This is a genomic window from Streptomyces sp. NPDC008150, from assembly GCF_042956945.1.
In the GTDB taxonomy this organism is placed as follows: Bacteria; Actinomycetota; Actinomycetes; order Streptomycetales; family Streptomycetaceae; genus Streptomyces.
The window spans coordinates 163,273-187,607 of the sequence record NZ_JBIBHJ010000006.1 but is presented as its reverse complement, the minus strand read 5'-3'; the positions used below and the strand labels follow the sequence as shown (position 1 = coordinate 187,607).

Sequence of the window (24,335 nt, the reverse complement as noted above, 5' to 3'; positions counted from 1 at the left end):
GGGGGGCTGGGGCCCCCCCCCCCGGGGGGGGGGGGGGCCCCCCCGGGGGGGGGCCCCCCCCCCCCCCCCACGGGGAGGTCCCGGCGAACCGGGCCGCGGCCGGTCCGGAGGGCTTCCGCCGGACGCCCCGTGGACGCCCCGTGGCCGGCCGACGGACGCGTCAGCCGGCCGGAAGACCGAGCGCCAGGGTCAGTTCGAGGACCCGATGCGGCGAGCCGAGGTCAGGGAACAGTTCCCGCAGCTGCGACATCCGGTAGCGCACCGTCTGCGGGTGGACGAACAGCGCCGCCGCCACCTCGTCCCGCCTGCCCTGGTGCAGCAGCCAGGACCGCAGCGTCTCCTCCAGCCGCCGTGCCGTCGCGGCAGGCAGGGCCCGCAGCGGCGCGAGGGCTCGGGCGCACAGGTCCGCGAACGCGTCCATGTCGGCGCTCAGCACCAGCGCCGGCAGGTGGTCCTCGGTGTCGCGGATGTCCGGGGAGAGGAAGCGGGCTCGTACGGCGCGCGCGTACGAGGCGACCGCGCGGGTCCACGGCCGGGCCGGTCCGACCACCGCTGTGCGCTCGGCCAGCTGCCGCAGGAGATGCGACCGGTCGGCGTCGGGGACGAGCAGCACGCCGAGGGACTCCGGCAGATCGTCGAGGACGAGGGTGCTCGGGTTGAGCGTGCGGTAGGCGGGCCGGGCCTGGCCGGCGGGCAGCAGGACCGCGGTCAGCGAAACCGGAGGCTGCCACCCGGCCCGCCGGGCGGATGCCAGCAGGACGTCCGGGTTCGCACCGGAGAGGAGGTCGCGGGCCAGTTGTTCCAGGAGCCGCTCGTGAGCCCGTCCCCGGGCGGCCAGTGCGTCGGCGTGGCCCGCCGCGCTCGCCGCGGAGAGCTCGTCGATGTAGGCGAAGGTCAGCTCGGCGAACTTGGCGACCTCGGCGGCGGGCAGCCCCGCGGGTACGGCACCGGCCGCCAGGCACCGCCAGGCCACACGGGCGCCCACGCGGTAGGCGCTGAGCAGGGCGTCCATCGAACGGCCGTCGCGCACCTCGCCCCGGCCCAGCTCGTAGGCCGCGTCACCGGCGTCACCGCTTTCCGCGTTCCCGCTCGCGAGGTCGAGGTAGTGCCCCAGAGCGGTACGGACGGATCGGCGGATGGTGGCGCCCATGCTGCCCGAAAGTGCGTTGGCATACGGAGGAACCTCGTCGATGATGGCCTGTACGACCTCGTCGGCGGTGGTCTTCAGTGCGGCCCGCAATGCGGTGACCGTCGTCTCGTCCAGGGCCAGTTCGGTGGCCTTTCGGAGTGCTTGGCTCATGTTTTGTTCCCTGCGAACAATTCTGCCGGCCAGGTTTACGTCCTGCGGACAGGACTTTACGCCTTGAGGCGCATCAAGCTGGAGTCATGAGGAGTGCAGCCCTGCGCAGTGGGGCGTGGAAACTGCTGGAGATGGTCACGACGCCGGTGTTGCCGTCGGACTACCTCGACCTGCTCAACCCGCTGCGCGCGGGTGCCGAGCTGCGCGGGCGCATCGAGGCCGTGCATCCCGAGACGAACGACGCCGCGACCATCGTGATCAGACCGGGGCGGGGCTGGCGCGGTCACACGGCCGGTCAGTACGTGCGGATCGGGATCGATGTCGACGGGGTGCGCCTGTGGCGTGCCTACTCGGTCACGTCGCCGAGCCACCGCCGGGACGGCCGCCTCACGATCACCGTGAAGGCGATCCCGGACGGCAAGGTCAGCAACCACCTGGTCCGCAGGACGAAGCCGGGCACGCTGATCCACCTCGACCAGGCGACCGGTGACTTCGTACTGCCGAGGGCCAGGCCCGCCAAGGTGCTCTACCTGACGGCCGGAAGCGGCATCACGCCCGTGATGGGCATGCTGCGCGACGGCGAGTTCGACGACGTCGCCATGGTCCACTCCGCGCCGAAGCCGCAGGACGTGATCTTCCGCGACGACCTGCACGCCCTCGTCACGGACAAGAAGCTGCGCCTGACCGAGCTGCACACCGACACCGACGGCATTCTCGACATCGCCCGTCTCGGCGAACTCGTGCCCGACTGGACCGAGCGCGAGACCTGGGCCTGCGGGCCCGCGGGCATGCTCGACGCCGCCGAGAAGCACTGGGCCGAGCACGGCGTCCCGGAGCGCCTGCACACCGAACGCTTCCGACCCAGCATCGTCGCCGCCGGCGACGGTGGAGAGGTCACCTTCAGCACCACCGGCAAGACCGTCGACGCGGACGGCGCCACGCCGTTGCTGGACGTCGGCGAGGGGGCAGGAGTACTCATGCCGTCCGGGTGCCGCATGGGCATCTGCTTCGGCTGCGTCACGCCCCTCCGGGCGGGCGCCGTCCGCGACCTGCGCACCGGCGAGATCACCGAGGCCGAGCCGGGCGTCCTCATCCAGACCTGCGTGTCCGCCGCGGCGGGCCCCTGCGCCATCGAACGCTAGGAGCACCTTGACCGCCATCGACCCCACCGCCCACCTGACCGCTCAGCAGATCGAGGAGCTCGGCCGCGAGCTGGACGCGATCCGCGACGAGGTGATCGCCAGCCGCGGAGAGAAGGACGCCGCGTACATCCGCAAGGTCATCTCCGCGCAGCGCAAGCTCGAACTGGCCAGCCGGGGCGTGCTGCTGTTCTCGTTCTTCCCGCCCGCGTGGCTCATCGGCACCGCCGGCCTGTCCGTGGCGAAGATCATGGACAACATGGAGATCGGCCACAACATCCTGCACGGCCAGTGGGACTGGATGCGGGACCCGAAGATCCACTCCACCACGTGGGACTGGGACCACGTCTCGCCGGCCGACCAGTGGAAGCACTCGCACAACGAGCTGCACCACACGTACACCAACGTGATCGGCAAGGACAACGACCTCGGCTACGGCATCATGCGCGTCGACGAGGACCAGAAGTGGCAGCCGTTCCACCTCGGCCAGCCGCTGTGGAACTTCCTCAACGCCTGCTTCTTCGAGTACGGCATCGCGGCGTACGACCTCGAACTGGGCAAGAACCTGAGCAAGCGGCGCCGCAAGAATCCGGAGTTCCGCGCGCGGGCCAAGGACGTGGGCCGCAAGATCCGCAAGCAGGTGCTCAAGGACTACGTGATCCACCCGCTGCTGTCGGGCCCGTCCTTCTTCACGACCCTCGCCGCCACCTTCACCGCGAACCTGGTCCGCAACGTCTGGTCCCACTCGGTGATCATGTGCGGGCACTTCCCCGAGGGCGTGCAGGTCTTCGAGCGCCGGTCGATCAAGGGCGAGACCCGCGGCGAGTGGTACCTGCGCCAGATGATGGGCTCGGCGAACATCAGCGGCAGCAAGGCCATGCACTTCATGACCGGCAACCTGTCGCACCAGATCGAGCACCACCTGTTCCCGGACCTGCCGAGCAACCGGTACGCCGAGGTCGCGGTGAAGGTGCGCGCCCTGTTCGAGAAGTACGAGCTGGACTACGTGACCGGGCCGCTGCCCAAGCAGGTGTTCTCCGCTTGGCACAAGGTCTTCCGGCTCTCGCTGCCGAACAAGAAGCCCCGGATCGTAACGCAGGTGCGCGAACCGGAACGCGAGCAGGAGCTCGTCGCCGTCTGATCGCCGGGCCCGGTTCGCCCCACCCGGCGGTGCGGCGGACCGCGCGCCGGCGTTGCGTCCAACACGCTTGCCACCGGCGCGAGTTCACCGGTGCACACAGCGGTCCGTGAGGCGGGTCAGGGGTGTCGGACCGGCCGGCCGCGTCCCCGACCCGCCGCCGGCACCTCGCGTCGGCGGCGCGGTTGGCCCAACAGGGCTGCCCGCTCCGCCGGTTGGCCCTTCCGAGGGCCTGGCGGCCCCGCCCCGGCGGGAGCGCCCGTCAGGGCCGAACACGGACCCCCACGGGCGCGCCACGCCCGTCACATGGCGGGGACGCCCGGATCGTGCGGGTCGCGGCGCGCTACAGCGTGGCCGCCGGCTCCTGGAGTTCGTCGGGGCCCACCACGACCACTTCGACGCCCGTGCAGCCGAACATCTCCAGCGCCCGCCGCCGCTTGGCCGCGGCACGCTTGTCGAAGTGCCCTGCCGCCACCTGCGTGGCGCCGTCGGGATCGGTCCACGTCAGGCTGTACCGGCGCTTCGTGGGCGTCGTCATGCGGCCCGTCCTCTCCTGTGTCGTTCATGCGGTCGTTCCGCTGCTCGGCGAGGGTTGCCGGTGCCGCTCGGACACCGTCACGACGAACGTACCGGCAGTGTTCCCGTTCTTCTCCCTCTTCCGGCCAGCGGCGCGAGGATACCGTCACCGCGGGAGACTGTCCGGCGAGCCGTCCGGTTCGGCCGTCGGCGACCACTCGTCCACGGTGCGGCGGCATGGTTCAAGGTGCGCTCGCCGCACCGGCGTTGGGGCGCACGCGGCAATGATGCGCGCGCGCCGTGCGGGTGGGCCCGACGGTCGCGATCTCCACAGGTCCCGTGCGTTCCTGTCGTCGGGCGGAGGGGCCCGTGCGTCACCGCCCGCACGGAGCCGGAACGGCCGATCGGGTGCCGCCGCGTGCCGGTCCCCACGGACGACGCCCACCCGCCGAAGTGCCGCGCGACGGTCAGACGACCGGAACGGCCAGGGGTTCGAGCAGTGCGCGGTCCCCGTCGAAGCCGTGCTCCAGCGCGGCGGCGACGTCCTCGTGCGGTGTCCCCATGCCGACCGCGCTGATCCGGTCCAGGTGCCGGTGGTGGTGGTCGTCGAGTTCGAGGCGGAGGGACGCCAGGTACTCCTCCAGGTGCGCGAGGGTGCGGGGGCCGACGATCGGGACGAGAGCGGTGGGCGCCTGTGCCGCCCGGCCGCGCAGCCAGGCGAGGGCGACCTGGGTCGCGCTCGCGCCGACCTCGTCGGCGATCGCCAGGACGGCGTCGACGACGGCGGTGCGCCGGGCGGTGCCCTCGACGGCGTCGCCGCGAGCGGTCAGCCTGCCCTGCTCGCCCTGCCGGTACTTGCCGGTCAGCAGTCCTCCGGCCAGCGGGGAGTACAGGAACGCGCCGAGACCGTGGGCCTGGGCCATCGGCAGCAACTCCCGCTCCGCGGAGCGTTCGGCCAGGCTGTACTCGGTCTGGATGCCGATCAGCGGGGCCAGGCCGCGCACGTCCGCCAGGACCGCGGCACCGGCGACCCGCCAGGCCGGGAAGTTGGAGAGCGCGCCGTGGAGGATCTTGCCGGAACGGATCAGGTCGTCGAACCCGGCCAGGATCTCCTCGACGGGGGTGGTTCCGTCGGGGAAATGCGGCATGAAGACGTCCACGTAGTCCGTGTCGAGTCTGCGCAGGCTCGCCTCCAGGGAGCGGACCATGGTCTTGCGGCTGTTGCCGGTGGTACCGGGGCGCGGATGCCGCTGCCGCGTTCCCCCGTACTTGGTGATGACGACGAAGTCGTCCCGCCTGCTGCCGAGCAGCCCGCCGAGCGCGGTCTCGGCGTCGCCGTCCTGGTAGAGGTTGGAGGTGTCGAAGGTGGTGCCGCCGGCGGCGACGAAGGCCTCGAAGATCTGCCGGGAACCCTCGGGGCCCGCTCCGGCGTCGGAGGTGCCGAAGTTCGCCGTCCCGAGCGCGTACTCCGACACCCGCAGTCCGGTCAGCCGGCCGAAAGTCCGGTAACGCATGGGAGCTCCTGGTGTGTGGCGGTGCGGTAAGCTCGCCCAACGTACCAAATAAAACGAGGGGTCATTCTTTTTTATGCCGAAGGTCAGCCAGGAACACCTGGACGCCCGCCGCCGGCAGATCGTGGACGCGGCACGGGCCCGGTTCGCCAGTCACGGCTTCGCGCGCACGTCGATGGCCGACATCGTCACCGAGTCGGGGCTCTCGAACGGAGCCATCTACCGCTACTTCACCAGCAAGGACGACATCGTCGTCGCCGTCTGCGAGCAGGGCGGCCAGGCACTGCCGAAGTCACTCACGGCCGAGGCCGTGACGGGCTTCCTCGAATACGTGCGCACCCGGGCACGCGAGACGGGCCATGCACGCCTGGTCGCCCAGATCTACGCCGAAGCAGCGGTGTCGCCGAAGCTGGCGACCGTCGTGGGACAGCAGCTCGAAGCCCTGCGGTCCGCGGTCGCCGAACTGGTGCCCGACCACCGCAGGGAGCACGCCGAGACGATCGCCGAGGGGTTCGTGGCCGTCTGCCTCAGCTACAGCCAGCAGCTGGCCGTCCGCGGCGACCTGGATCCCGCCCCGTTCGCGGAAGCACTGACGTCGATCGTCAACGGCTAGCGCGGACGGCCGGGCACGGGCACGACCAGGCGCGGGGGCGGCCGGGCGCGGGGCCGACCAAGTACGGGTCCGGCAAGGCACGGGCCAGCCGCGCCCCTGTCGCGGCCGGCCCGCGTGCCGTCCGTCACCGGACGAAGTACTCGGGCCGGTCGAGGTCGGCGAGCAGCCCTGGCCCCACGGGACTCCAGCCGAGCAGTTCCCGGGTCGTCGAGCTGGTCGCGGGGCCGTCGCTCTCGGCGTAGCCGGCGTAGATCCCGAAGTGCCTCCGGGCCTTCATCGGCGACATGCTCACGGCGGGGACACCGAGGCGGCGGCCGATGACTTCCGCGATGCACCGGTAGGGCACGCCCTCCTCCGCCACGGCGTGGTAGCGCGAGGCGGGAACGGCGCGTTCGACGGCCAGGCGGAACACCCGGGCCGCGTCGGTGTTGTGCACCGCCGGGAGGCGGTTGGCCCCGTCACCCAGGTATCCGGCCTCGCCGTGCTTCCGCGCGATGTCGATCAGGCGCGGCATCGTGAACCGGTCGCCGTCCCCGTGCACGCACGGCAGGCGAACGACGGACGCGTTCACTCCGGCGTCCGCGAGCTCCATGATCGTGCGCTCGACGTTGCGGTTGACGGGTCCACCGGTGGGGGAAGCCGGGTCGTGCTCGGTGAAGACCGGTCCCGACCGAACGACGGGCGCGAACCCACCGGCCGCCACGAGGGGTCTGGCGCCGCCGGAGAGAACGTCACCGACGGCCCGCAGCGCCGCGCGCTCCACCCGGCTGTTCTTGGGGAACCGGACGATCGCCGAGTTGTCGAACGCGGTGTGGACGACCGCTTCGGAGCGTTCCGCACCGGCGCGGAGGCTGTCGACATCCTCCAGCGAGCCCCGGTGCGGTTCGGCCCCGGCCGCCGCCAGAGCCGCCGCGGACTCCGCCGAGCGGGCGAGGCCGAGAACCGAGTGGCCGCTCCGCAGCAGCTCGCGGACGACGGCCGCGCCGATGAAGCCGGTGCCGCCCGTCACGAAGACGCGCATCAGTTCCCGCTCTCGGCGGGCCGCCGGGGCCCCATGTAGTCGCGGAGCCGTGTGACGCGACCGCTCCGGCGCGTGATGATCCAGAGGTACCGGAGGTCGAACGGGTCCCCGGTGACGGCGTCGAAGTGGTGCCCCTCGGCCTCGATGAGGACTTCGTCGCCCATCTCCCGGACGGTCACGTCGTCGAGGCTGCCGAACTGGACACTGCCGCCCATCGCGGACATGTATGCCCTGATGGCGGGCTTGCCCTCCAGGCGCCGGACGGCACCCGGGGCGGCGAACGGGAACTCGTGCACCGCGTCGTCGGCGTACATCTCCATCCACGCCTCGGCGTCGCCGGAAGCGAGACCGATCGCCGCCTCCGCGAGCCATTCCGGGAATTCTGGTTCGTCGGCCACGAGGCCCTCCCCTATGATTACGGACTGTGAGTCCAGAAAAGGCTAACACGGTTTCGGACCAGCAGTCCGAAAAGATGCCTCGCCGCGGGCGCCCCCCTGTGCCGAAGGAACGCGTGCTGGAGGCGGCCGAGGCCCTGTTCGCCGACGCCTCGACGCCGACCGCTGTCTCGATGGACGACATCGCGGCGGCCGCGGGGGTCGGGAAGGGGACGCTGTTCCGGGCATTCGGCAGTCGGGACGGCCTCCTCGACGCGGTGTTCGCCGCGCGGATCGCCCCATGGCGGGCGGAGCTCGACCGACCGGGTTCACCTGTCGGCCCGGACGCGCCGCCGGTCGACCGGATCGTGGCGGTGCTCGGCCAGTTGCTCGCGTTCAAGCTGGAGAACCCTCGGCTCACCGCCGCCCGGGAGCTGGACGGGGCGAGCCTGCTGCGTGCACCCCACTACGTGTGGGTGCACGAGGTCCTCGCACGGCTGATCGTCGAGACCGGCTCGTCCGCGACGGTCGGGAACTACGCCGCCCACATGCTCCTCGGGGCCCTGCGGACCGAGGTTGTCGGTGAACTCCTGGACTCGGGCAGAGACGCGGCCGCCGTCGCGGAGGACCTGGCCACGCTCACGCGGCGCCTCCTGAACGCGGGGCCGCCGGGCGGAGACACCGGCCCCGCATGAGGACATCCGGGCGCAGGACCGCCTCCCGCGTTCGCTGCCGGGCCCGGCAGCGTCGGCCGGCGGCCCTCTGCGGAGCGGCGCAGATCTGAGACGACGGCGCCCCGCGCCCACTTCGTCGCGTGACGCGTCCGCCGGACAAGGCCGCGGCGCCCGGGACTGCGCGGCGCGGGCACTCGTCGCGAAGACGCGAGCCACCTGCACGCGGCGACCGAGGACCGGTCTCGATTCGAGGATGCCACCTGGACAACAGCGGTGAAAGGCCGCGAGCACGATCTCAGGGGCACCCTCGGGACCACCCCGAGCCCGGCCCTCATCCCGTCCCTGCCTCCCCTTCCGGGCGGGGCAGGGCCGAGGCCGATGCCGACCCCACCCGGCTCCCGTATCCCCGTTCACCGTCGGGCCGTTCGGCCACCTCACCAGGGGGATCCGCGTGTCGGACGGAGGGCGGTGGATGTCTCAGCCGGCCAGGCGTTCCACCAGCAGGAGGGCGCCGATGGCGATCATCATGGCACCGCTGACGCGGGTGACCGCGCGGGCGGCCGAGGGCCGCGTGCTCAGGACCGTACGAGCCAGCAAGCCGACGGCGAGGTAGACGACGGCACACGCGGCCAGGTGCACCGTGCTCAGCAGGCCGGTCTGCGCGGCGACGGGCCAGCCCTGGGCGGGGTGGATGAACTGCGGGAACAGCGAGAAGTACAGCAGGAGCGCCTTGGGGTTCAGGCCGCTGATCCCGGCCCCTCTGAGCAGTACGCGCAGGCGGGAGGCGTCCGTGTTCTCTCCCGCCGTCGCCGGTACGGCCGGCTGCCGCAGGACGCACCAGCCCAGCCACAGCAGGTAACCGGCGCCCGCCACGGTCAGAACGGTGAGCGCTGCCGGAGAACTCGCCACCACCACCGCCAGACCCGCGACGGCCACCAGCGCGTAAGCCGCGTGCCCGACGATCAGGCCGGTGACGGCCGGTACGACCGAGCGTCCCCGCAGTCCGGCGGATATCGCGTAGGCCCAGTCCGCGCCGGGAGTGAACACCAGCAGCAGATCCACAGCCAGGAAGGCCGCCAGCGTCGCCACACTCATCGATCGTTCCCTCTCACATGTTTCGCACGTCTCGCACATTCCCGCCGCGAAAGGAAGGCTAGGCGCGGAAGGCCCGCAAGTGTTTGCTTCTTTCCCCCACTCACCGGCCTGTTGAGGGAGAATCTCCCCCATGGACGCCATGGACCGGAAGATTCTTGCCGAGCTCCAGCTCGACGGCCGCCTGACGATCACCGAGCTGGCGACGCGAGTGCAGCTCAGCGTTTCGCCCTGCCACCGTCGACTGCGCGACCTCGAACGCGAAGGTGCGATCCGCGGCTACCGCGCCGTCGTCGACCCGGCGGCCGTCGGCCTGAACTTCGAAGCACTCGTCTTCGTCACCCTCCGGTGGGAGAGCCCCGACACCGTGACCGCCTTCGAAGAGGCGGTGACCGCCGTCCCCAACGTGCTCCAGGCGCAGCGCCTGTTCGGCGAACCCGACTACCTCCTGCGCGTCGCGACGGCGGACCTGAACGCGTTCCAGCAGCTCTACGACCAGCAGCTCGCCCGCCTGCCAGGAGTACAGCGCCTGACGTCGACGCTCGTCATGAAGAACGTCATCGACGACCGGCCGCTGCCCGGTGGCTAGCCGTCGGCCAAGTGCGGCGCGGAATCGCTCGGCGGACGGTCTGGAGCGACGGAATGCAGGACGGCCGCGGAGGAAGCCGACCCCCACCTGCGCCGGTCCCGGCGGCCCGGACGGCCGTTTGGAACACTGACCGCCATGGATGAGGTCGAGGTCGTCGTTGCCCATTCCGAACGCGCGACGTTGCGCGTCGGGGACGTGTTCCTGAAGGTGGACACCGATCAGGCACGCATCGATGTGGAAGTGAACGCCATGGCCCTCGCGCCGGTTCCGACCCCGGAAATCCTCTGGCGCAGGCCACCGGTGCTCGCGATCGCCGCGGTCCCGGGGGTACCGCTCGGTCATCTCGGCGAGCCGTCCACCGCCTCCCCGGGTGCGTGGGCGGCAGCGGGCGCCGCCGTCCGGAGGCTGCACGACGCGCCGTTGCCGCCCTGGCGCGGCCGACGCCGCCGGGGACCCGAGGAGTTGGCGGCGGAGCTCGACGGCGAGTGCGCGTTGCTCGTGGCGAGGGACATCCTGCCCGCCGACCTGGTGACCCGGAACCGCCGGATCGCCGACTCCGTACTACGGCCGTGGACACCGGCGTTCACGCACGGCGACCTACAGGTCGATCACGTCTTCGTCGACGGCGACGAGATCACGGGCATCATCGACTGGTCGGAGGCAGGCCGCGGTGACGCCCTGTTCGACCTAGCCACTCTGACACTTGGACACGAGGAGCACCTCGACGAGGTTGTCGCCGGCTACGGCAACGCCGTCGACCTCGACGTGGTCCGGGCCTGGTGGTCGGTGCGCAGTCTGCTCGGAGTCCGCTGGCTGGCCGAGCACGGCTTCGACCCGTTCGCGCCGGGCTGCGAGGTCGACGTTCTGAAGTCCCGGATGTGAGGCAGCGGGAGACCGGCCCTTGCGGTCCGGCCCCCTCCGGGAAGGCGTCCAGCTGGCGAGGTCTCCAAGCTCGTACGACGGCGTCGGGCCGTACCCTGCACTCACGCATAAAAAGCGACCACGCATGAGTCGTTCGAGGCCCTTGAGGGACGTGACGAGTGGAGCCCTGGGGACTCTCCTAGCGATGTGTCCGCTTCGCCAAAATCTGTTCGTGTGCTGTGGGCGCACGTGGGGAGATGGAATGACGACGATCGAAAAAATCAAAGCACTCCTGGGAGAACCCAGATTCAACTGGACTGATCCCACTCCGTGGATCCTGCTGGAACAGGAACTCGGAGTCTCCTTCCCCGCCGATTTTCGAGAACTGACCGACGCCTACGGCCCAGTTTTGATCAGTGAAAAATTGTATCTGGACCACCCGGGCCATCCGACCAGGAATCTGGGAAAAGAGATCAAGGAGTCGATCGAGTTCTGGCTCGAAGAAGATCTGGCCGATTTCCTCCCCAGCAAGGCAGGGTCCGGCCCGGGACAACTGCTTCCGATAGCAACAGGAGCAACAGCAGAGCAAGTATTCCTTCAGGTGCCATACGGGCCGTCGGCGCTGTGGGCCGTGGGCGTCCAGGAAATGGACAGCGGGGAGTTTCTGCTCTACGAGATGCCGTTCAGCGAATGGTTGCTGGGATTTCTCAAGGGCAAGGACGTCATGGCGGGTTCCTCGGCCCCGACCCACGCCTTCTACGAGCAACTGAACTAGGCCGTCTCCCCCGAATCTTGCAGGTCGGGCAGGATGCACAGCAGGCGACATAAAGCTGGGTGCCGTCGGTGGGGTGCCGTAACGTCGGCAGCATGATCTCCGAGCCGACGAGCCAGGCCAAGGGACCCTACGATGCGGCTTTCCTGCCGCGGCTGCAAATGTCCTTCCGGGCCGCACCCGAGCCGGTCACGGCCCCGGTGCCAAAGTTTGGCGGGCAGCCGGTCTGGCTGGAAGATCCGGCGTGGCCGGTGCATCCGCGAACGGGAGAACCTCGTGCGTTCATCGGCCAGTTCCAGGTGCCAGGGAACGAGGCACGCCTCGCCTACTTGTTCCTGCACGAGGAAGGCATGGGACATGGGCGGCAACGCAGCAGAGGACGGCGAGGCCGTCGTTCTGGTCCAGCCGGGCGGGCGGATACCGCTGCTTGTAGGCCTCGCGGCCGAAGGCCGGCGGACGGCCACCGAGCCTGCCAACTCGCCTGCGGCTGGCGGGCTGATCGGCGGGCTGGTGGATCACCTTCCGGATTCCGCGCCAACGGAGAGGGCTCTGGATCGCGCGGGACGAGCAGGCATTGCCGGCCTGCACCGCCTCCGGCGTAGTTCTGGGCCCCCCAACGGGTAGCAGGCCGTTGGCTGTTCCCGCACCGATTCACCGGGCCCAAGTCCTGGACCCCCGGGCCCGGTTGACCCGGCGTCCTCGTGCGCTCCTGGGTCGCGAAGTCGCAGGCGCGTGCGTCAACGGTCGTTCGTCGCACGGTTCTTGATGGCTGTCAGGTCGGTCTCCGAGTAGTAGCGGCCGTCGCGGATCACCGCTGCCACCGCGTGCAGGTTCTCGACGTCGTCCACCGGGTTGGCCCGCAGCAGGACCAGGTCGGCGAGTCTGCCGGGCTCCACGGTGCCCATCGTGTCGGTGGTGCCGAGGAACTCGGCGGGTCGCAGGGTGGCCATCTGGAGAACGCGGAGCGGGGAAAGCCCTGCCCGGCCCAGTTCGTCGAACTCGCGGTGCAACGAGGCTCCGGGGACCACCCAGCCCGCTCCCGAGGTGTCGCTGCCCGCGAGCATGGAGACACCGGCGTCGTCGAAGGCGTGGGTCAGCTGGAGTTGGCGGTCGTACAGCTCGCGGAACGTGACGCGGGCGGACTCGGGGAACCGCGCGAACCTGGCGGTGGCCTTCCGCCAGCGCTTGAGCGTGGGAGCGTCCATGTGACGCAGTTCCGGGGCCTCCGCGAAGGCGCGGTCGTCGGCGATCTGCTGGGTCTTCACCCGGATCAACGTCGGGACCTGCCAGGTGTTGTCGTCGACGAAGCGCCGGGCGAGCGTGTGGGCCATCGAGCTGTCGTAGGTGTCCACGGCCCGGCGCATGCGTTCCACGGCCTGCGGTGTGGTCCGGTTGACGGGGTTGATGACCAGCCTCTTGACCATGCGGTCGATCAGACGGTCCATGAAGGGCAGTTTGACGGGAGGCGCCTTGAGCTTGTCCTCCCCGCCCCCGTCCGCGTCGGGCTGGACTGCGGCCGGGGCGGAGGAGCAGCAGGCGAACAGACCGACGCCGGGACCGAGATGCTCCACGGACTTCATGCCGATGCCCGAGGCCCGGACGACGTCGATGCCCTGGGGAAGGTGTCCGACGATGGTCAGCCCGAGTCGTAGGGCCTCCTGCTGCGCCGCGAAGAACACGTCCGGCGTGGCCATGGCCACCTTGATGAAGTCCGCTCCCGCTGCGTGCTGTTGGCGCACCGTGGCCACCCCCTGCTCCGGCGAGCCGGCGTTCAGTGGCGTGACCAGCACAGTCCCGGGCATCGACAGCGGCCGTGCGCCGTCCGACGGCAGGTCGAGTGTGCCCTCGGCACGGGCCCGCAGCAGACCGGCCGAACCCGACATCTGGCGGAACCCTGTGACTCCGTGGGCCAGCAGCAGCCGAAGGTCCCGATCGCGGCTGCGGGCGGGGAGTTGGTCGAGAGGGTGTGCGTGCATGTCGTTGTAGCCGGGGACGACGAAGAGGCCCTTCGCGTCCACGACGCGCGCCCGCAGCCGCTCCGGAGCCTCGATGCCGGGACGCACCTCGGTGATCCTCCCGTCCCGCACCAGGACATCGGTGCCCGGCGTCACGCTGCCGTCCCGGGTGTTCACGACGGTCACCGAACGCACCAGCAGGACGTCGTCCCGCGCGGACTCCCGGGCCGGGGACTGGGGGGAGGTGGTCATGGCCGTGCTCTCCTTGCTTGCTGTCGGGTGTCCCGGGCGGGGCGGCCGGCCTGTGTTCGAACGGCGGGTGCGGACCCCCGTCGGACGCCGCCGACCGGTTTCCCCCGGGTCCGTCCCACGCTAGGGAGCGGACCCGGGTGGCGGCACGTGCCGTACCGCTGAATGGCACGCGCTTTCCCTTGCGGCAGAGCTCGACCGCGCCCGTTTCTTCACGTTCGCGGTGACTTCAGCGCCGAGTCGGGCACAAGGGTGACGGCCGTCTTCCAGTACGACGTCGGAAGGAAGACTGTGCCTCGGTCGGTCGCCGGAGACTGCCGGTTCCCGTTCTCGACAGGGCCGCCCAGCGGGCAGGATGGGCTCGTGCTGCCCCCACGACTGCTGTGGTGCGATCCTCGGCCCGTCCCCCGGTTCAACCGGCAGGATCCGGTGACCGCGATCGTCCGCGACCCCGGCTTCCACGAGCCGACCGACGAGGCCAGGCGCACGACCGCCCGTACTCGCACGGGTCCTGCGGGGACGGGCCGCACCTGATCGCCCTGCACTGCGACCGGCACGGGCCGGAGAACATGTGGCCGCGATGCCGAGGTGGCCCAGGTGTGGGCGGAGTGGGACGCCACCTGACAGTCGGGGACGGCCGAGACGGCCCGTACCCGCGGTGGTCGACCCGCGGGAGCGCCCGAGGGACGGCGTAGTGGTTCGACGAGCCGGCCGCTTGACGTTGCGGCCGGCGATCACGAGTAGTGGCCCTTCCTCGGCCTCCCCCGCCACGCCTCCCCCGCCATGCCTGCCCGTCGCGTGTCCGCGCATGCTCCTGACCGGATCGGTCCGCCTCCGGACCCGATACGGACTTCCGCCCCAGGCTCCGGGCGCCCAGGATCGAGGCATGAACCGAGCACTGATCGTCATTGATGTCCAGGAGTCCTTCCGAGCCGGTGGGCAGTGGGAGACCCTCTCCGACCCGAAGATCAGCGACCGGGTGGACCGGCTGCTCCGCATCGCACGCCGGGCCGGTGACCTCGTCGTGTGGGTACTGCACTCCGAGCCGGGCAGCGGGGGCGTCTTCGACCCCGCTCTCGGCCACGTCAGGGTGCTGGACGAACTGCGGCGCGAGGAGGGCGAACCCCTGATTCACAAGACAGCGCACAACGCATTCACCACGACCAACCTGCAGCAGCTCCTCACCGAGCGGGGCATCCGCGAGCTCACCGTCTGCGGCATCCGCACCGAACAGTGCGTGGAGACCACCGCCCGTCTGGCCAGTGATCTCGGCTACGGGGTCACCTTCGTGATCGACGCCACCGCGACGAACCCGATCCCGCACCGCGACGCACCCGCCGGGCTGACCGCCACCGAGCTGCTCGCCGACCCGCGCACCCTGAGCGCGCAGGAGATCATCCGGCGCACCGAGTACGCCCTGGCCGGGCGGTTCGCCACCATCGCCACCCTGGCCGAGCTGGAAGCCGCGGCCGACACTGAGGCATGATGACCGGATCGTGAGCCACATCGTCTTCTTCCTTGTGCCCGGGGTCCATCTGCTGGACCTGGCGGGACCCGCGCAGGTGTTCTCCACGGCGGCCGGTTTCGGGCACTCCTACACCCTCAGCTACGTCGCCGAACACGAGCAGGTCCTGAGCGCGCAGGGCCTGCCGCTCGCGGCCCAGCTCGACTGGCCGCCGCTCGGATCCGACGACCTGATCGTGGTGCCGGGCTGGCGGGTGCGCGGGACCGCGGGCCACCCCTCCATCGGCGCGGCCGCTCTCAAGGCGCTGCGGGAGCACCACGAAGGGGGCGGAACCGTGGCCAGCGTCTGCGCCGGGGCCGAGGCCCTCGGCCGGGCGGGGCTGCTCGACGGGCGTCGCTGCACCACGCACCACGCCGTCCAGGACGAGCTTGCCCGCCGTCATCCTCGGGCGGTCGTGATGCGTGACGTCCTCTACACGACGGACGACCGGGTGGTCACGTCGGCCGGCATCGCCAGCGGCATCGACCTGGCCCTGCATCTGCTGGCCACCCGGCACGGTCCCGCGCTCGCCGCGCAGGTCGCCCGCGACATGGTCGTCTACGCACGGCGCAACGGCCACGAACCGCAGGCAAGCGCGATGCTCAGGTACCGCTCGCACCTCGACGACACGGTGCACCGCGCCCAGGACCTGCTGGACGCCCGCTACGACGAACCCCTGCCGCTGTCGGCCCTGGCAACGGCCGTGGGCGTGAGCGAACGTACTCTCACCCGGTTGTTCGCCCGCGCCACCGGTGGCCTCACTCCCCTGCGCTACCAGCAGACGCTGCGCCTGGAGCGCGCCGACCACCTCATCGGCCACGGGACGACCGTCGAGGCCGCGGCCCGCGCGGTCGGCTTCGAGGACGCCCGGATGCTGCGCCGACTGCGGGCGCGAGCGAGCTGAAGCAGGGGTTCACGGAGAACCGCGAGACCCGCATCTCCCTTGCCCGCGTGGCCTGTTGGGACCGCACAGGCCTCTGCTCACGCGACCAACAGGCGTCCCGCGCCGCGCGGGAGAACCGCAGCCCCCGCATCTCCCTTGCCCGCGTAGCCCGTTGAGGCCGCGCAGGCGTCTGCTAGCGCGACCAACAGTCGTCCCGCGCCGCGCGGGAGAACCGCAGCCCCCGCATCTCCCTTGCCCGCGTAGCCCGTTGAGGCCGCGCAGGCGTCTGCTCGCGCGACCAACAGGCGTCCCGCGCCGCGCGGGAGAACCGCAGCCCCCGCATCTCCCTTGCCCGCGCGCCCTGTTGAGGCCGCACAGGCCTCTGCTCGCGCGACCAACAGGCGTCCCGCGCCGCACGTGAGAACCGCAGCCCCCGCATCTCCCTTGCCCGCGTGGCCTGTTGGGGTCGCGCGTGGTGTGCTCGCGCAGCCAACGGGCGGCGCCGCCGTGCGAACGGCCGCGCCTGCACGCCAGGCGGCCGCGTCGTGTCCATCGGGCCGAGCAGGGCGACGGCGGCTTGGGTGCGTCAGGACACCTTGATGACGATCTTTCCTCGGCGCCGCCCCTGTTCCAGGGCCCTGTAAGCGTCCGCCGTGTCCCTCAGCGGCACGACCCGGTCCAGGCGGGGATCCAGGAGCCCCCGGGATACCAGACCCGATAGTTCGCCGAGGCCCTCACGGTCGGGCTCGACGATGAAGAAGACGCCCTTGAAGCCGTCCCGTTCGCCTGGCGGGCTCGCCACGGAGACCAGGGTGCCGCCGGGCCTGAGCACCTTCCAGGAGCGGCTCAGCGTGTCGCCGCCCACGGTGTCGAAGACGAGGTCGACGTCGGCGACCTCGTCCTCGAACCGCTGCGTGGAGTAGTCGATGACCCGGTGGGCGCCGAGTTCCCCGACGAACTCCGCAGCCCGGCCGTTCGAGGTCGCGATCACTTCCGCTCCGAGGGCGGCGGCCACCTGGACCGCGATCGATCCCACTCCGCCGGCACCGCCGTGGACGAGGACGCGCTGCCCTGCCGTCAGGCCACCGTGCTCGACCAGCCCCTGCCAGGCGGTGAGACCGGCCAGCGGCAGGGCCGCGGCGTGCTCGTGGTCGAGGCCGGCGGGCTTGGCGGCCACCACGTCGGCGGGCACCACGGTGAACTCGGCGGCTGCTCCGTCGCGCAGGAAGGGGATCAGCCCGTACACCTCGTCGCCGGTGTCGAATCCCGTCACGGACTCACCGACGGCGTCGACGACCCCGGAGAACTCCTTGGACGGTACGACGGGCACGCGGGGTGATCCCGTCTCGTCGAAGGAGTCGGTCCATGTGGCCGGCCAGCTCAGTTCGGCGGCCGTGATCGAGGCGGCGCGCACCCGTACCAGGAGTTCGCCCTTGCCTGCGACGGGCCGGGAAGCCTCCTCGTACACGAGTTGTTCGGGACCGCCCCGCCGGTGCCCTCGCACAGCGTGCATCGTGCCCATGAGCGACTCCTGTCTGCTCTGCGTGCCGAGTCGGAGCGACGTCTTCCTCCACCGAACCCCTGGCGGACGCGGAACCGTACGACGTCAAGCCTGTTCCATATCATCGCACCGATGGCGATCGAGGTCCCGTCGGTCTCCGGCCGTCTGCCGCACGCGCCGGGTGCCCGCCGTGGTTCGGACGGCGGGCAGGCGAGCAGGCAGGCGGACACGCGGGCAGGCGGTGAATCTGCTCCTCCCCGCCGCACACCTCATCGGCGGGAAGCTCACTCCTTCCGGTGGTGCGAGCCACGCTCTCCGCACGCTCCTCCCCCAGGCGCGGTTGTGTAGGAGCACTCATTGGGCCAGGTCCGGGATCGCCGAGCGAACGGACCGCGGGAGACAGGTGACGGACATGCGGACTGAGGCTGCCGAGCGGATCGAGCTGGTCTTCTCCCTCTTCGACGCCAACGGCAACGGCGTCCTCGACTCCGACGACTTCGATCTCATGTCGGGACGAGTCCTCAAGGCGGCGGTCGCCTCCGACGACAACGCGAAACGGGCCATCGCGGCCGCCTTCCGCCGCTACTGGACGACGCTGGCCGCGGAACTGGACACGAACGGCGACGGTGTGATCAGCGTGGACGAGTTCCGTCCCTTCGTGCTGGACCCCGGCCGCTTCGGCCCCACGATCGCGGAGTTCGCCGAAGCCCTCGCCGCCCTCGGCGACCCGGACGGGGACGGTCTGATCGAGCGCCCGCTCTTCGTGTCGCTGATGACGGCGATCGGGTTCGAGGAGGCGAACATCAACGCGCTCTTCGACGCCTTCGGCCCGGACGCCGAGGACCGCATCACCGTGGGCACGTGGGCCGAGGGCATCAAGGACTACTACGCACCGGACATGGCCGGGATTCCGGGTGACCGGCTGGTGAGCGCCCGAGCCGTCTGACACCGCCCGGAGGACTGTGTCCCGGGGCCGCGCAGGCAGCCGCGGGCACGGTCCTCCCGGCGCGGCGAGGGAACCGGGCGCCCTCCCCCACCGCCGTACGCCGTCACGACATCACGACAGCACGGGCGTCAGCGTCGGGTCTTGTGCGCGAAGACCCACCGGTTGCCCTCCAGCGCGTCGTTCGGCTCGGGGAGGGGGCCCCGTCCCAGCAGGCGGGTGAAGTCGAACGGCGTGTGCGTCGAGGTCGACCACCCCTTCGCCGCCAGGTCGCCCGCGGAGTCGGGGCGCGGCCCCCTGTCGAAGAGGTCGAGCAGGTCGATGCCGATCTGCTCCCGCGTCGCCGTGTAGATCGCGCTGTCCCGGTACGCCAGCAGGTCCTTCTCCAGTTTGGCCTCGAAGGCCAGGGCGCTGCCCGGGACGGTGAGCCGGTCCACCGTGTCGACGAGGAAGGTCTCCGCCGGGCCCGGCAGGTAGAAGAGCAGCCCCTCCGCCAGCCAGACGCTGGGGACGGCCGGGTCGAAGCCGGCGGAGGTGAGCGCGCCGACCCAGTCGGCACGCAGGTCGACCGCGACGGGGACGCGCCTCGCACTCGGCGTGGCCGGGAGGTCCGCGAGCACCCGCTGTTTGAAGGCGAGGACGCCGGCCCTGTCGACCTCGAAGACGACGCAGTCGGACGGCAGGTCGAGCCGGAGCGCCCGGGTGTCCAACCCGGCTCCCAGGAGGACCACTTGACGGACGCCCGCACCGACCGACCGGCACACGAAGTCGTCGAGGACCCGTGTGCGCAGGCCGAAGTAGCGGGCGAACCTGCCCCACAGCGGATTGTCGTCCCCGTGCGGGACCTCCTGGATGCGCAGCGGCCAGTCCGCGCAGGCCCCGGCGGCGCGCACGAAGTGCTCCGCGTGGACGTCCTGCGCCAGGCTGTCGTGGCGGTGGGTCTCGATCGCCCGCGCGGCGGCGACCAGGAGGGCGGTCAGGCCCACGCCCGCGTCTACGCCTTCCACGTCGGTGCGCCGCGCGGTGGTGGTCCCGTCGTCCTCCGTGGCGGGCAGGGCGGGCGCGTGGGCAGGGGACGGCATGGAGGGGACGGCGGGTCCGCGGGCGGGTGCGGGAAGGTCCCCGGTGACGGACGTTCCCATGGACGTTTCACTCATCGGTCTCTTCTTTCCGGCAGCAGGACGGGTTTGACCACGCGCCCGGCGTCGCAGTCGCGTTCGGCGTCGTTGATGTCGGCCAGCGGATAGGTCCGGATCAGTTGGTCGAAGGGGAGGCTGCCGGCCTGCCACAGACCGATCAGCCGGGGTATCAGCAGCCCGGGGACGGCGTCCCCCTCGCAGATGTGCCGAATGCCGCGCCCCCTGTCGAGCGTGCCCGGTTCGAGCGGCAGTGCTTCGTGGAGGCGTGCCACGAGGCCCAGTACGCCGGTGGGGCGCAGTGCGCGGAGTGCTTCGTTGATCAGGGGTGCCGAGGCCGTGGTGTCCAGGGCGTACTGCGCGCCGCCGTCGCTGCGTCGGCGGACGCACCCGGCCAGATCGGGCGTCGTGGCGGACAACGGGGTCGCGCCGAACCGTTCGGCCAGCGCCAGTCGCGCGGGGTTCCCGTCGACGGCCACGGCCCGCGCGCCGGCGGCGCCCGCCGCCATCACGGCGGCCAGGCCCACCGCTCCCGCGCCGAGGACGACCAGGGTGTCGCCGGGACCGGCCCGGAAGGTGTTCAGCACGGCTCCGGCGCCGGTGAGGACGCCGCAGCCGAGCGGTCCGAGCAGTTCGACGGGCAGGGCGGGATCGACCCGTACGGCGTTGCGTGCCGGTACGAGGGCGTACTCGGCGAAGGAGGACTGCCCGAACCAGCGGGGAGCCAGCGCGCTCCCCGCTGCGTCGGTGAGGCGCGGCGGGTGTTCCCCGCGTCCGCCGAAGAGGTTGAGGGAGGCGAAGGAGTCGCAGTACGCGGGGGCCGCCGCGCGGCAGTTGCGGCACTCCCCGCAGGAGTCGAAGCTCAGCACGACGTGGTCGCCGACGTCGACGGTGCTGTGCGGGCCGCCGCCGGACGCCACGACGACGCCGGCTCCCTCGTGGCCGAGGACCGCGGGCAGGGGCGTACGGCCGGCGGACCGCCGCACCGCGAGGTCGGTGCGGCACATTCCGCTGCCGGCGATCTCCACGAGGATCTCACCGGCTGCCGGACCGCTGCCGAGGACGACCTCCTCGACGGTGAACGGGGTCTCGTACGAGCGCAGTACGGCGGCTCGGAATCTCAAGGTCCTTCCTCCCGGGGACGGTGCACGACGAACGGGCGGAGGTTTCCGTAGAGGCCCCACGGTCCGCCCGCGACGCCGAGGCCGCTGTCCTTGACGCCGGCGAAGGGCTGGGCGAGGGAGAGTTCGGCGTGGTGGTTGATCCAGGCCGTGCCGCACTCCAGCCGGTCCGCCGTCGCGGCCGCCCGGTCGAGATCGGTGCCCCACACGGAGCCGCCGAGGCCGAAGCCGGTGCCGTTCGCCGCGTCGACGGCCTCGTCGAGGTTCCGGTACGGCAGCACCGGCAGGACGGGACCGAACTGTTCCTCCGTCACCACCGCGGCGTCGGGAGGGACCGCGGTGAGGATCGTGGGGGCGAAGAAGTAGCCCTGCCGGTCGAGCCGTTGACCGCCTGCCGCGGGGCGGGCTCCGGCTGCCAGGGCCCGGTGTGTCAGCTCCTCGACCCGGGCCAGCTGGGCGGCGTTGTTGACCGGTCCGAGCCGGGTGTCCGGGTCCAGGCCGGACCCCACGACGACGGTCCTCGCGCGCTGTGCGAGGGCCTCGACGACGTCGGCGTGGAGCCGGGCCGGGGCGTAGACGCGTTTGACGGCCATGCAGACCTGCCCGCAGTTGCGGAAGGCGGACCAGAACAGCCGGTCCGCGACCCGGTCCACGTCGACGTCGTCCAGGAGGACGGCCGCGTCGTTTCCGCCCAGTTCCAGCGTGACCCGGGCGAGCGAGGCGGCCGTCGCCGTCGCGACGGTCCGCCCGGTCGGGACCGAGCCGGTGAAGGTGACGTGACGGATGCCCGGGTGGGAGACGAGGCGGGCGCCGAGGGGTTCCCGGCCGGTGACGACGGTCAGGACGTCCTCGGGCAGGACGGCGGCGAGGACCGTGCCGAGCAACCGGGTGGCGAGGGGGGTGCGGGGGGACGGTTTGAGGACCACGGTGTTGCCGGCCGCGAGCGCGGGCGCGAACTTCGCCGCCGCGAGCTGGAGGGGGAAGTTCCACGGGACGATCGCGGCGACCGGCCCGAGCGGACGCCAGCGGACCTCACTGTGCACGGGTCGGCCGTCGTCGATCGGTCGGGTGCGGGGAACCATGGCGGAGAAGTACCGCAGCCGGGCGGCCGTGCGGGCGACCTCGGCGCGGGCCTCGGCCAGGGGCTTGCCCTGTTCCCGGGTGAGCAGCGGAGCGAGGTCGTCGCCGGCCGCCTCCACCGCGTCCGCGGCGGCCAGCAGGGCCTTGGTACGGGCGGCAGGGTCGGCCCGCCATCCGGTCCAGGCGCGTCGGGAGCGGTCGACCAGGTCGTCCAGCTCTTCGGGCCGCTGGTCGAGCACCTGGTCGAAGGTCTCGCCGGTGGCCGGGTCCACGACATCGAGCCCCGGTGCACCGCGTCGGGGGACGCGGTCGGCGGCCTGCGGTATCGGCATCCTGGTGGTCAGCTCGCTGCGGCGACGTCGACGGCGCACTCGCGGGCCTGCCGCTCCATCTCCGCCCGGAAGGCGGCGACCAGGTGCGGCTGGATCCTGCCGGCGTTGCGGTCGCCGCCGGTGCAGACCGCTCCCCGCACGCCCACGATGTCCGTGCCGATGCGGGTGAGCACCGCGAGGTCGGCCTGCTTGACGCTGCCCGCGAGGGCGGCGAGCAGTCCGGACGCATGGGCGCGGCGGACGAACTCGGCGCAGGCGTCCGGGGGAACGTGGTCGAAGAGGCGTGTCCCGTCCTTGACGGCGGTGTCCAGCATGGCCGCGTCGGCGCCGGCGCGGGCGGCGATGTCGGGCAGGGCCAGCGGATTGACACAGCCGACGCGGTGGGCGTCGGCATAACCGGAGGCGACGACCAGCGCGTCCGGACGATGGTCCTTCACCGCCCGGACGACCGCCCGCATGACCTCGATGCCCTGCTCGGGCGTCGTGCATCCGTACAGGCCGACCTTGATGTACGAGGCGCCGGAGACGACCGCGCCGAGCGCGGCCTGCGCGACGGTTCCGGGCTTGTAGGGCACGTCGCCCACGGTGGCGGACACCGGTTTGTCCGCCGGCACGGCGTCGCGGACCGCCCGGATGACCCACGGGAAATTGGCACCGAGCGATCCCTCGTCGGGCTTCTTGACGTCGACGATGTCGAGGTGCTCCGCCGCCTTCGCACAGTCGAGAGCCTCGTCGACACCGTCCGGAGAGATGAGAAGCAACACCCTGAGCTCCTTCCGCCACGCGTCCGCCCGGCCGGGGCACGGGTGGCCGCGGACTCCGGGCTGATGTGGTGTCCGCTCATCATTTCCACCCCCCGTGTACACCGGTAGAGCGTGCGGGACTCCTTGGGCGGCGCGTACGCACACACCTGTGAGTCGTTGCGTACCGGCGTGAAGTGCGGCCTGCGGACGCCGCGTTGCCACGGGAGCCGGGTGCGGCCAATGCCCGGACGGCGGTTGCGAGTTGAGCGCTGCGGACAGTTGGGAGCGCGGGCGCGGACCGCCGTCCCCGGGTCGGGTCGGCGTGGATCGAGAGCCGGTTCGACCGTTCCAGGAGCACAATGTGACGGTGTGTCAGATCACCCCTGACAGGACCATCACCAGCCACGCCCCGAGCGGCAACGGCTGCCGGTCCGCTTGTTTTCGGCCCCCAGCCCCCAGGTCAGTGACCATCCGACCACTGTGAACGGCTGGAGCCGCATCGCCGACACCGCAGCTCCAGCCCCTCGTCCTCCCCAACCCTGTTCGAGACCGGGATGCACTCCCGCGCATTCCGGACGGGTGGTGAGGACGGTCGGTGCGAGACGGCGACGGGGAGAGGGGAATCCGACGCTGCCTTCGCACTCTCGGCCGCCGCCCGAACCCGCCGGCTCGGGCGGCGGCCGTTCGACCGCCGGCCCGGGGGCGTGCAACCGGTCCCGGCGGCTTCCGCACCGCACGCAAGGCTGTACGGCGCCACGGAGACCACCGACCGCAGGACTCCGGTTCAGCGCGCCCTGCGCGCGGAGCGCGGCTGCTCGGGGTCGGCGGGTTCGATGCGGCGTGACTGGACGTGCTCGTAGGCCATGGTGGTCTGCACGTCTGCGACCTCGCGGCGTTCGGTGAGGCGGTCGATGACGAAGGCGTACACGCTGTCGACGTCCGGGACGGCGATGTGGATGAGGAAGTCGTGCGGGCCCGAGGTGACGAACAAGCCGATCACCTCGGGAAGCCGTGCCGCCCACTCCCGGAATCCCTCGATGACCGGGCGGGCCGGGGGCCGGATGCGCACCGAGATGAGCGCCTGCACGGGACGGCCGGCCGCGTCGAGGTCCAGCACGGCGTGGTAGCCGGTGATCACACCGCGCTCGCGCAGCAGCCGTACCCGTTCCAGTGAGGTGGAGGGCGAGACCCCGGTCTTGGCTGCGAGGTCGCGGTTGGTCTGCCGTGCATCGTTCTGCAACTCCCGCAGAAGGGCCCGGTCCAGCGCATCAAGTTCCATGAAACCGAC

General features: G+C 71.5%; 23 protein-coding genes. 10 read left to right on the top strand and 13 right to left on the bottom strand.

All coding sequences use genetic code 11. The features are described 5' to 3' along the window. Positions 1-160 precede the first annotated feature (160 nt). Positions 161-1,300 (bottom strand): helix-turn-helix domain-containing protein, encoded by a 1,140-nt coding sequence (locus tag ACFZA0_RS17285; RefSeq protein ID WP_391017004.1) that lies wholly within the window; start codon positions 1,298-1,300, stop codon positions 161-163. Positions 1,301-1,386: 86 nt separating this feature from the next. On the opposite strand from ACFZA0_RS17285, the gene ACFZA0_RS17280 reads away from it, so the two are divergent. Both ACFZA0_RS17280 and ACFZA0_RS17275 read left to right on the top strand, forming a co-directional pair. Beyond that, entirely contained in the window at positions 1,387-2,442 is a 1,056-nt protein-coding gene (locus ACFZA0_RS17280; RefSeq protein WP_391017001.1) for an FAD-binding oxidoreductase, read from the top strand. A 7-nt stretch (positions 2,443-2,449) separates the two neighbouring features. Beyond that, positions 2,450-3,580 (top strand): fatty acid desaturase, encoded by a 1,131-nt coding sequence (locus ACFZA0_RS17275; protein ID WP_391016999.1) that lies wholly within the window; start codon positions 2,450-2,452, stop codon positions 3,578-3,580. Positions 3,581-3,920: 340 nt separating this feature from the next. Here the strand turns inward: ACFZA0_RS17275 and ACFZA0_RS17270 are convergent, their stop codons facing one another. Continuing rightward, entirely contained in the window at positions 3,921-4,115 is a 195-nt protein-coding gene (locus ACFZA0_RS17270) for a hypothetical protein (RefSeq protein WP_391016996.1), read from the bottom strand. A 445-nt stretch (positions 4,116-4,560) separates the two neighbouring features. Beyond that, positions 4,561-5,607: an aldo/keto reductase gene (locus ACFZA0_RS17265; RefSeq protein ID WP_391016995.1), complete on the bottom strand. Its 1,047-nt coding sequence runs from the start codon at positions 5,605-5,607 to the stop codon at positions 4,561-4,563. Positions 5,608-5,680: 73 nt separating this feature from the next. On the opposite strand from ACFZA0_RS17265, the gene ACFZA0_RS17260 reads away from it, so the two are divergent. After that, positions 5,681-6,217: a TetR family transcriptional regulator gene (locus tag ACFZA0_RS17260; protein WP_391016992.1), complete on the top strand. Its 537-nt coding sequence runs from the start codon at positions 5,681-5,683 to the stop codon at positions 6,215-6,217. A gap of 124 nt (positions 6,218-6,341) precedes the next feature. Here the strand turns inward: ACFZA0_RS17260 and ACFZA0_RS17255 are convergent, their stop codons facing one another. Next, positions 6,342-7,238, bottom strand: a complete 897-nt coding sequence (locus ACFZA0_RS17255; protein ID WP_391016989.1) for an NAD-dependent epimerase/dehydratase family protein — start codon at positions 7,236-7,238, stop codon at positions 6,342-6,344. Next, the gene (locus ACFZA0_RS17250) at positions 7,238-7,636 is read right to left on the bottom strand and encodes a nuclear transport factor 2 family protein (protein WP_391016986.1); all 399 of its coding nucleotides are present in this window, start codon (positions 7,634-7,636) and stop codon (positions 7,238-7,240) included. The genes ACFZA0_RS17255 and ACFZA0_RS17250 overlap by 1 nt, the downstream gene beginning before the upstream one ends. Positions 7,637-7,734: 98 nt before the next feature. Here ACFZA0_RS17250 and ACFZA0_RS17245 point away from each other — a divergent pair, with 98 nt between their 5' ends. Beyond that, positions 7,735-8,307, top strand: coding sequence for a TetR family transcriptional regulator (locus tag ACFZA0_RS17245; protein ID WP_391016984.1), 573 nt, complete (start codon positions 7,735-7,737; stop codon positions 8,305-8,307). Between the two features lie 456 nt (positions 8,308-8,763). On the opposite strand, the gene ACFZA0_RS17240 is transcribed toward ACFZA0_RS17245, so the two are convergent. Continuing rightward, on the bottom strand, positions 8,764-9,381 hold the full coding sequence (locus ACFZA0_RS17240; RefSeq protein WP_391016982.1) for a LysE family transporter: 618 nt from the start codon (positions 9,379-9,381) through the stop codon (positions 8,764-8,766). A gap of 130 nt (positions 9,382-9,511) precedes the next feature. Between ACFZA0_RS17240 and ACFZA0_RS17235 the strand changes: the two genes are divergently transcribed. From ACFZA0_RS17235 to ACFZA0_RS17225, 3 genes are all read left to right on the top strand, one after another. After that, positions 9,512-9,967 (top strand): Lrp/AsnC ligand binding domain-containing protein, encoded by a 456-nt coding sequence (locus ACFZA0_RS17235; protein ID WP_391016979.1) that lies wholly within the window; start codon positions 9,512-9,514, stop codon positions 9,965-9,967. Positions 9,968-10,102: 135 nt separating this feature from the next. After that, on the top strand, positions 10,103-10,849 hold the full coding sequence (locus ACFZA0_RS17230; protein ID WP_391016977.1) for a phosphotransferase: 747 nt from the start codon (positions 10,103-10,105) through the stop codon (positions 10,847-10,849). A 241-nt stretch (positions 10,850-11,090) separates the two neighbouring features. Then, positions 11,091-11,603, top strand: a complete 513-nt coding sequence (locus ACFZA0_RS17225; protein WP_391016974.1) for an SMI1/KNR4 family protein — start codon at positions 11,091-11,093, stop codon at positions 11,601-11,603. A gap of 734 nt (positions 11,604-12,337) precedes the next feature. Here ACFZA0_RS17225 and ACFZA0_RS17220 read toward each other — a convergent pair. Further along, on the bottom strand, positions 12,338-13,807 hold the full coding sequence (locus ACFZA0_RS17220) for an amidohydrolase family protein (RefSeq protein WP_391016971.1): 1,470 nt from the start codon (positions 13,805-13,807) through the stop codon (positions 12,338-12,340). A gap of 883 nt (positions 13,808-14,690) precedes the next feature. Here ACFZA0_RS17220 and ACFZA0_RS17215 point away from each other — a divergent pair. Next, complete coding sequence (locus tag ACFZA0_RS17215; RefSeq protein WP_391016968.1) at positions 14,691-15,290, top strand: isochorismatase family protein; 600 nt, start codon at positions 14,691-14,693, stop codon at positions 15,288-15,290. A gap of 10 nt (positions 15,291-15,300) precedes the next feature. After that, a complete protein-coding gene (locus tag ACFZA0_RS17210; protein WP_391016965.1) occupies positions 15,301-16,212 on the top strand; it encodes a DJ-1/PfpI family protein in 912 nt (303 codons plus the stop codon). Between the two features lie 565 nt (positions 16,213-16,777). Here the strand turns inward: ACFZA0_RS17210 and ACFZA0_RS17205 are convergent. Then, positions 16,778-17,713 carry a zinc-binding dehydrogenase gene (locus ACFZA0_RS17205; protein ID WP_391016962.1) on the bottom strand — a complete coding sequence of 312 codons (936 nt, stop codon included), beginning with the start codon at positions 17,711-17,713 and terminating at the stop codon, positions 16,778-16,780. A 391-nt stretch (positions 17,714-18,104) separates the two neighbouring features. Here ACFZA0_RS17205 and ACFZA0_RS17200 point away from each other — a divergent pair, with 391 nt between their 5' ends. Continuing rightward, positions 18,105-18,638 (top strand): EF-hand domain-containing protein, encoded by a 534-nt coding sequence (locus ACFZA0_RS17200; RefSeq protein WP_391016959.1) that lies wholly within the window; start codon positions 18,105-18,107, stop codon positions 18,636-18,638. 128 nt (positions 18,639-18,766) lie between these two features. On the opposite strand, the gene ACFZA0_RS17195 is transcribed toward ACFZA0_RS17200, so the two are convergent. From ACFZA0_RS17195 to ACFZA0_RS17175, 5 genes are all read right to left on the bottom strand, one after another. After that, a complete protein-coding gene (locus tag ACFZA0_RS17195; protein ID WP_391016958.1) occupies positions 18,767-19,792 on the bottom strand; it encodes an SAM-dependent methyltransferase in 1,026 nt (341 codons plus the stop codon). Next, on the bottom strand, positions 19,789-20,895 hold the full coding sequence (locus ACFZA0_RS17190) for an alcohol dehydrogenase catalytic domain-containing protein (RefSeq protein ID WP_391016956.1): 1,107 nt from the start codon (positions 20,893-20,895) through the stop codon (positions 19,789-19,791). The genes ACFZA0_RS17195 and ACFZA0_RS17190 overlap by 4 nt, the downstream gene beginning before the upstream one ends. Then, positions 20,892-22,304, bottom strand: a complete 1,413-nt coding sequence (locus ACFZA0_RS17185; RefSeq protein ID WP_391017602.1) for an aldehyde dehydrogenase family protein — start codon at positions 22,302-22,304, stop codon at positions 20,892-20,894. The genes ACFZA0_RS17190 and ACFZA0_RS17185 overlap by 4 nt, the downstream gene beginning before the upstream one ends. A gap of 8 nt (positions 22,305-22,312) precedes the next feature. Further along, positions 22,313-23,068, bottom strand: coding sequence for a (5-formylfuran-3-yl)methyl phosphate synthase (locus ACFZA0_RS17180; protein ID WP_391016954.1), 756 nt, complete (start codon positions 23,066-23,068; stop codon positions 22,313-22,315). 763 nt (positions 23,069-23,831) lie between these two features. Continuing rightward, the gene (locus ACFZA0_RS17175; RefSeq protein ID WP_391016951.1) at positions 23,832-24,326 is read right to left on the bottom strand and encodes a winged helix-turn-helix transcriptional regulator; all 495 of its coding nucleotides are present in this window, start codon (positions 24,324-24,326) and stop codon (positions 23,832-23,834) included. Positions 24,327-24,335 lie beyond the last annotated feature (9 nt).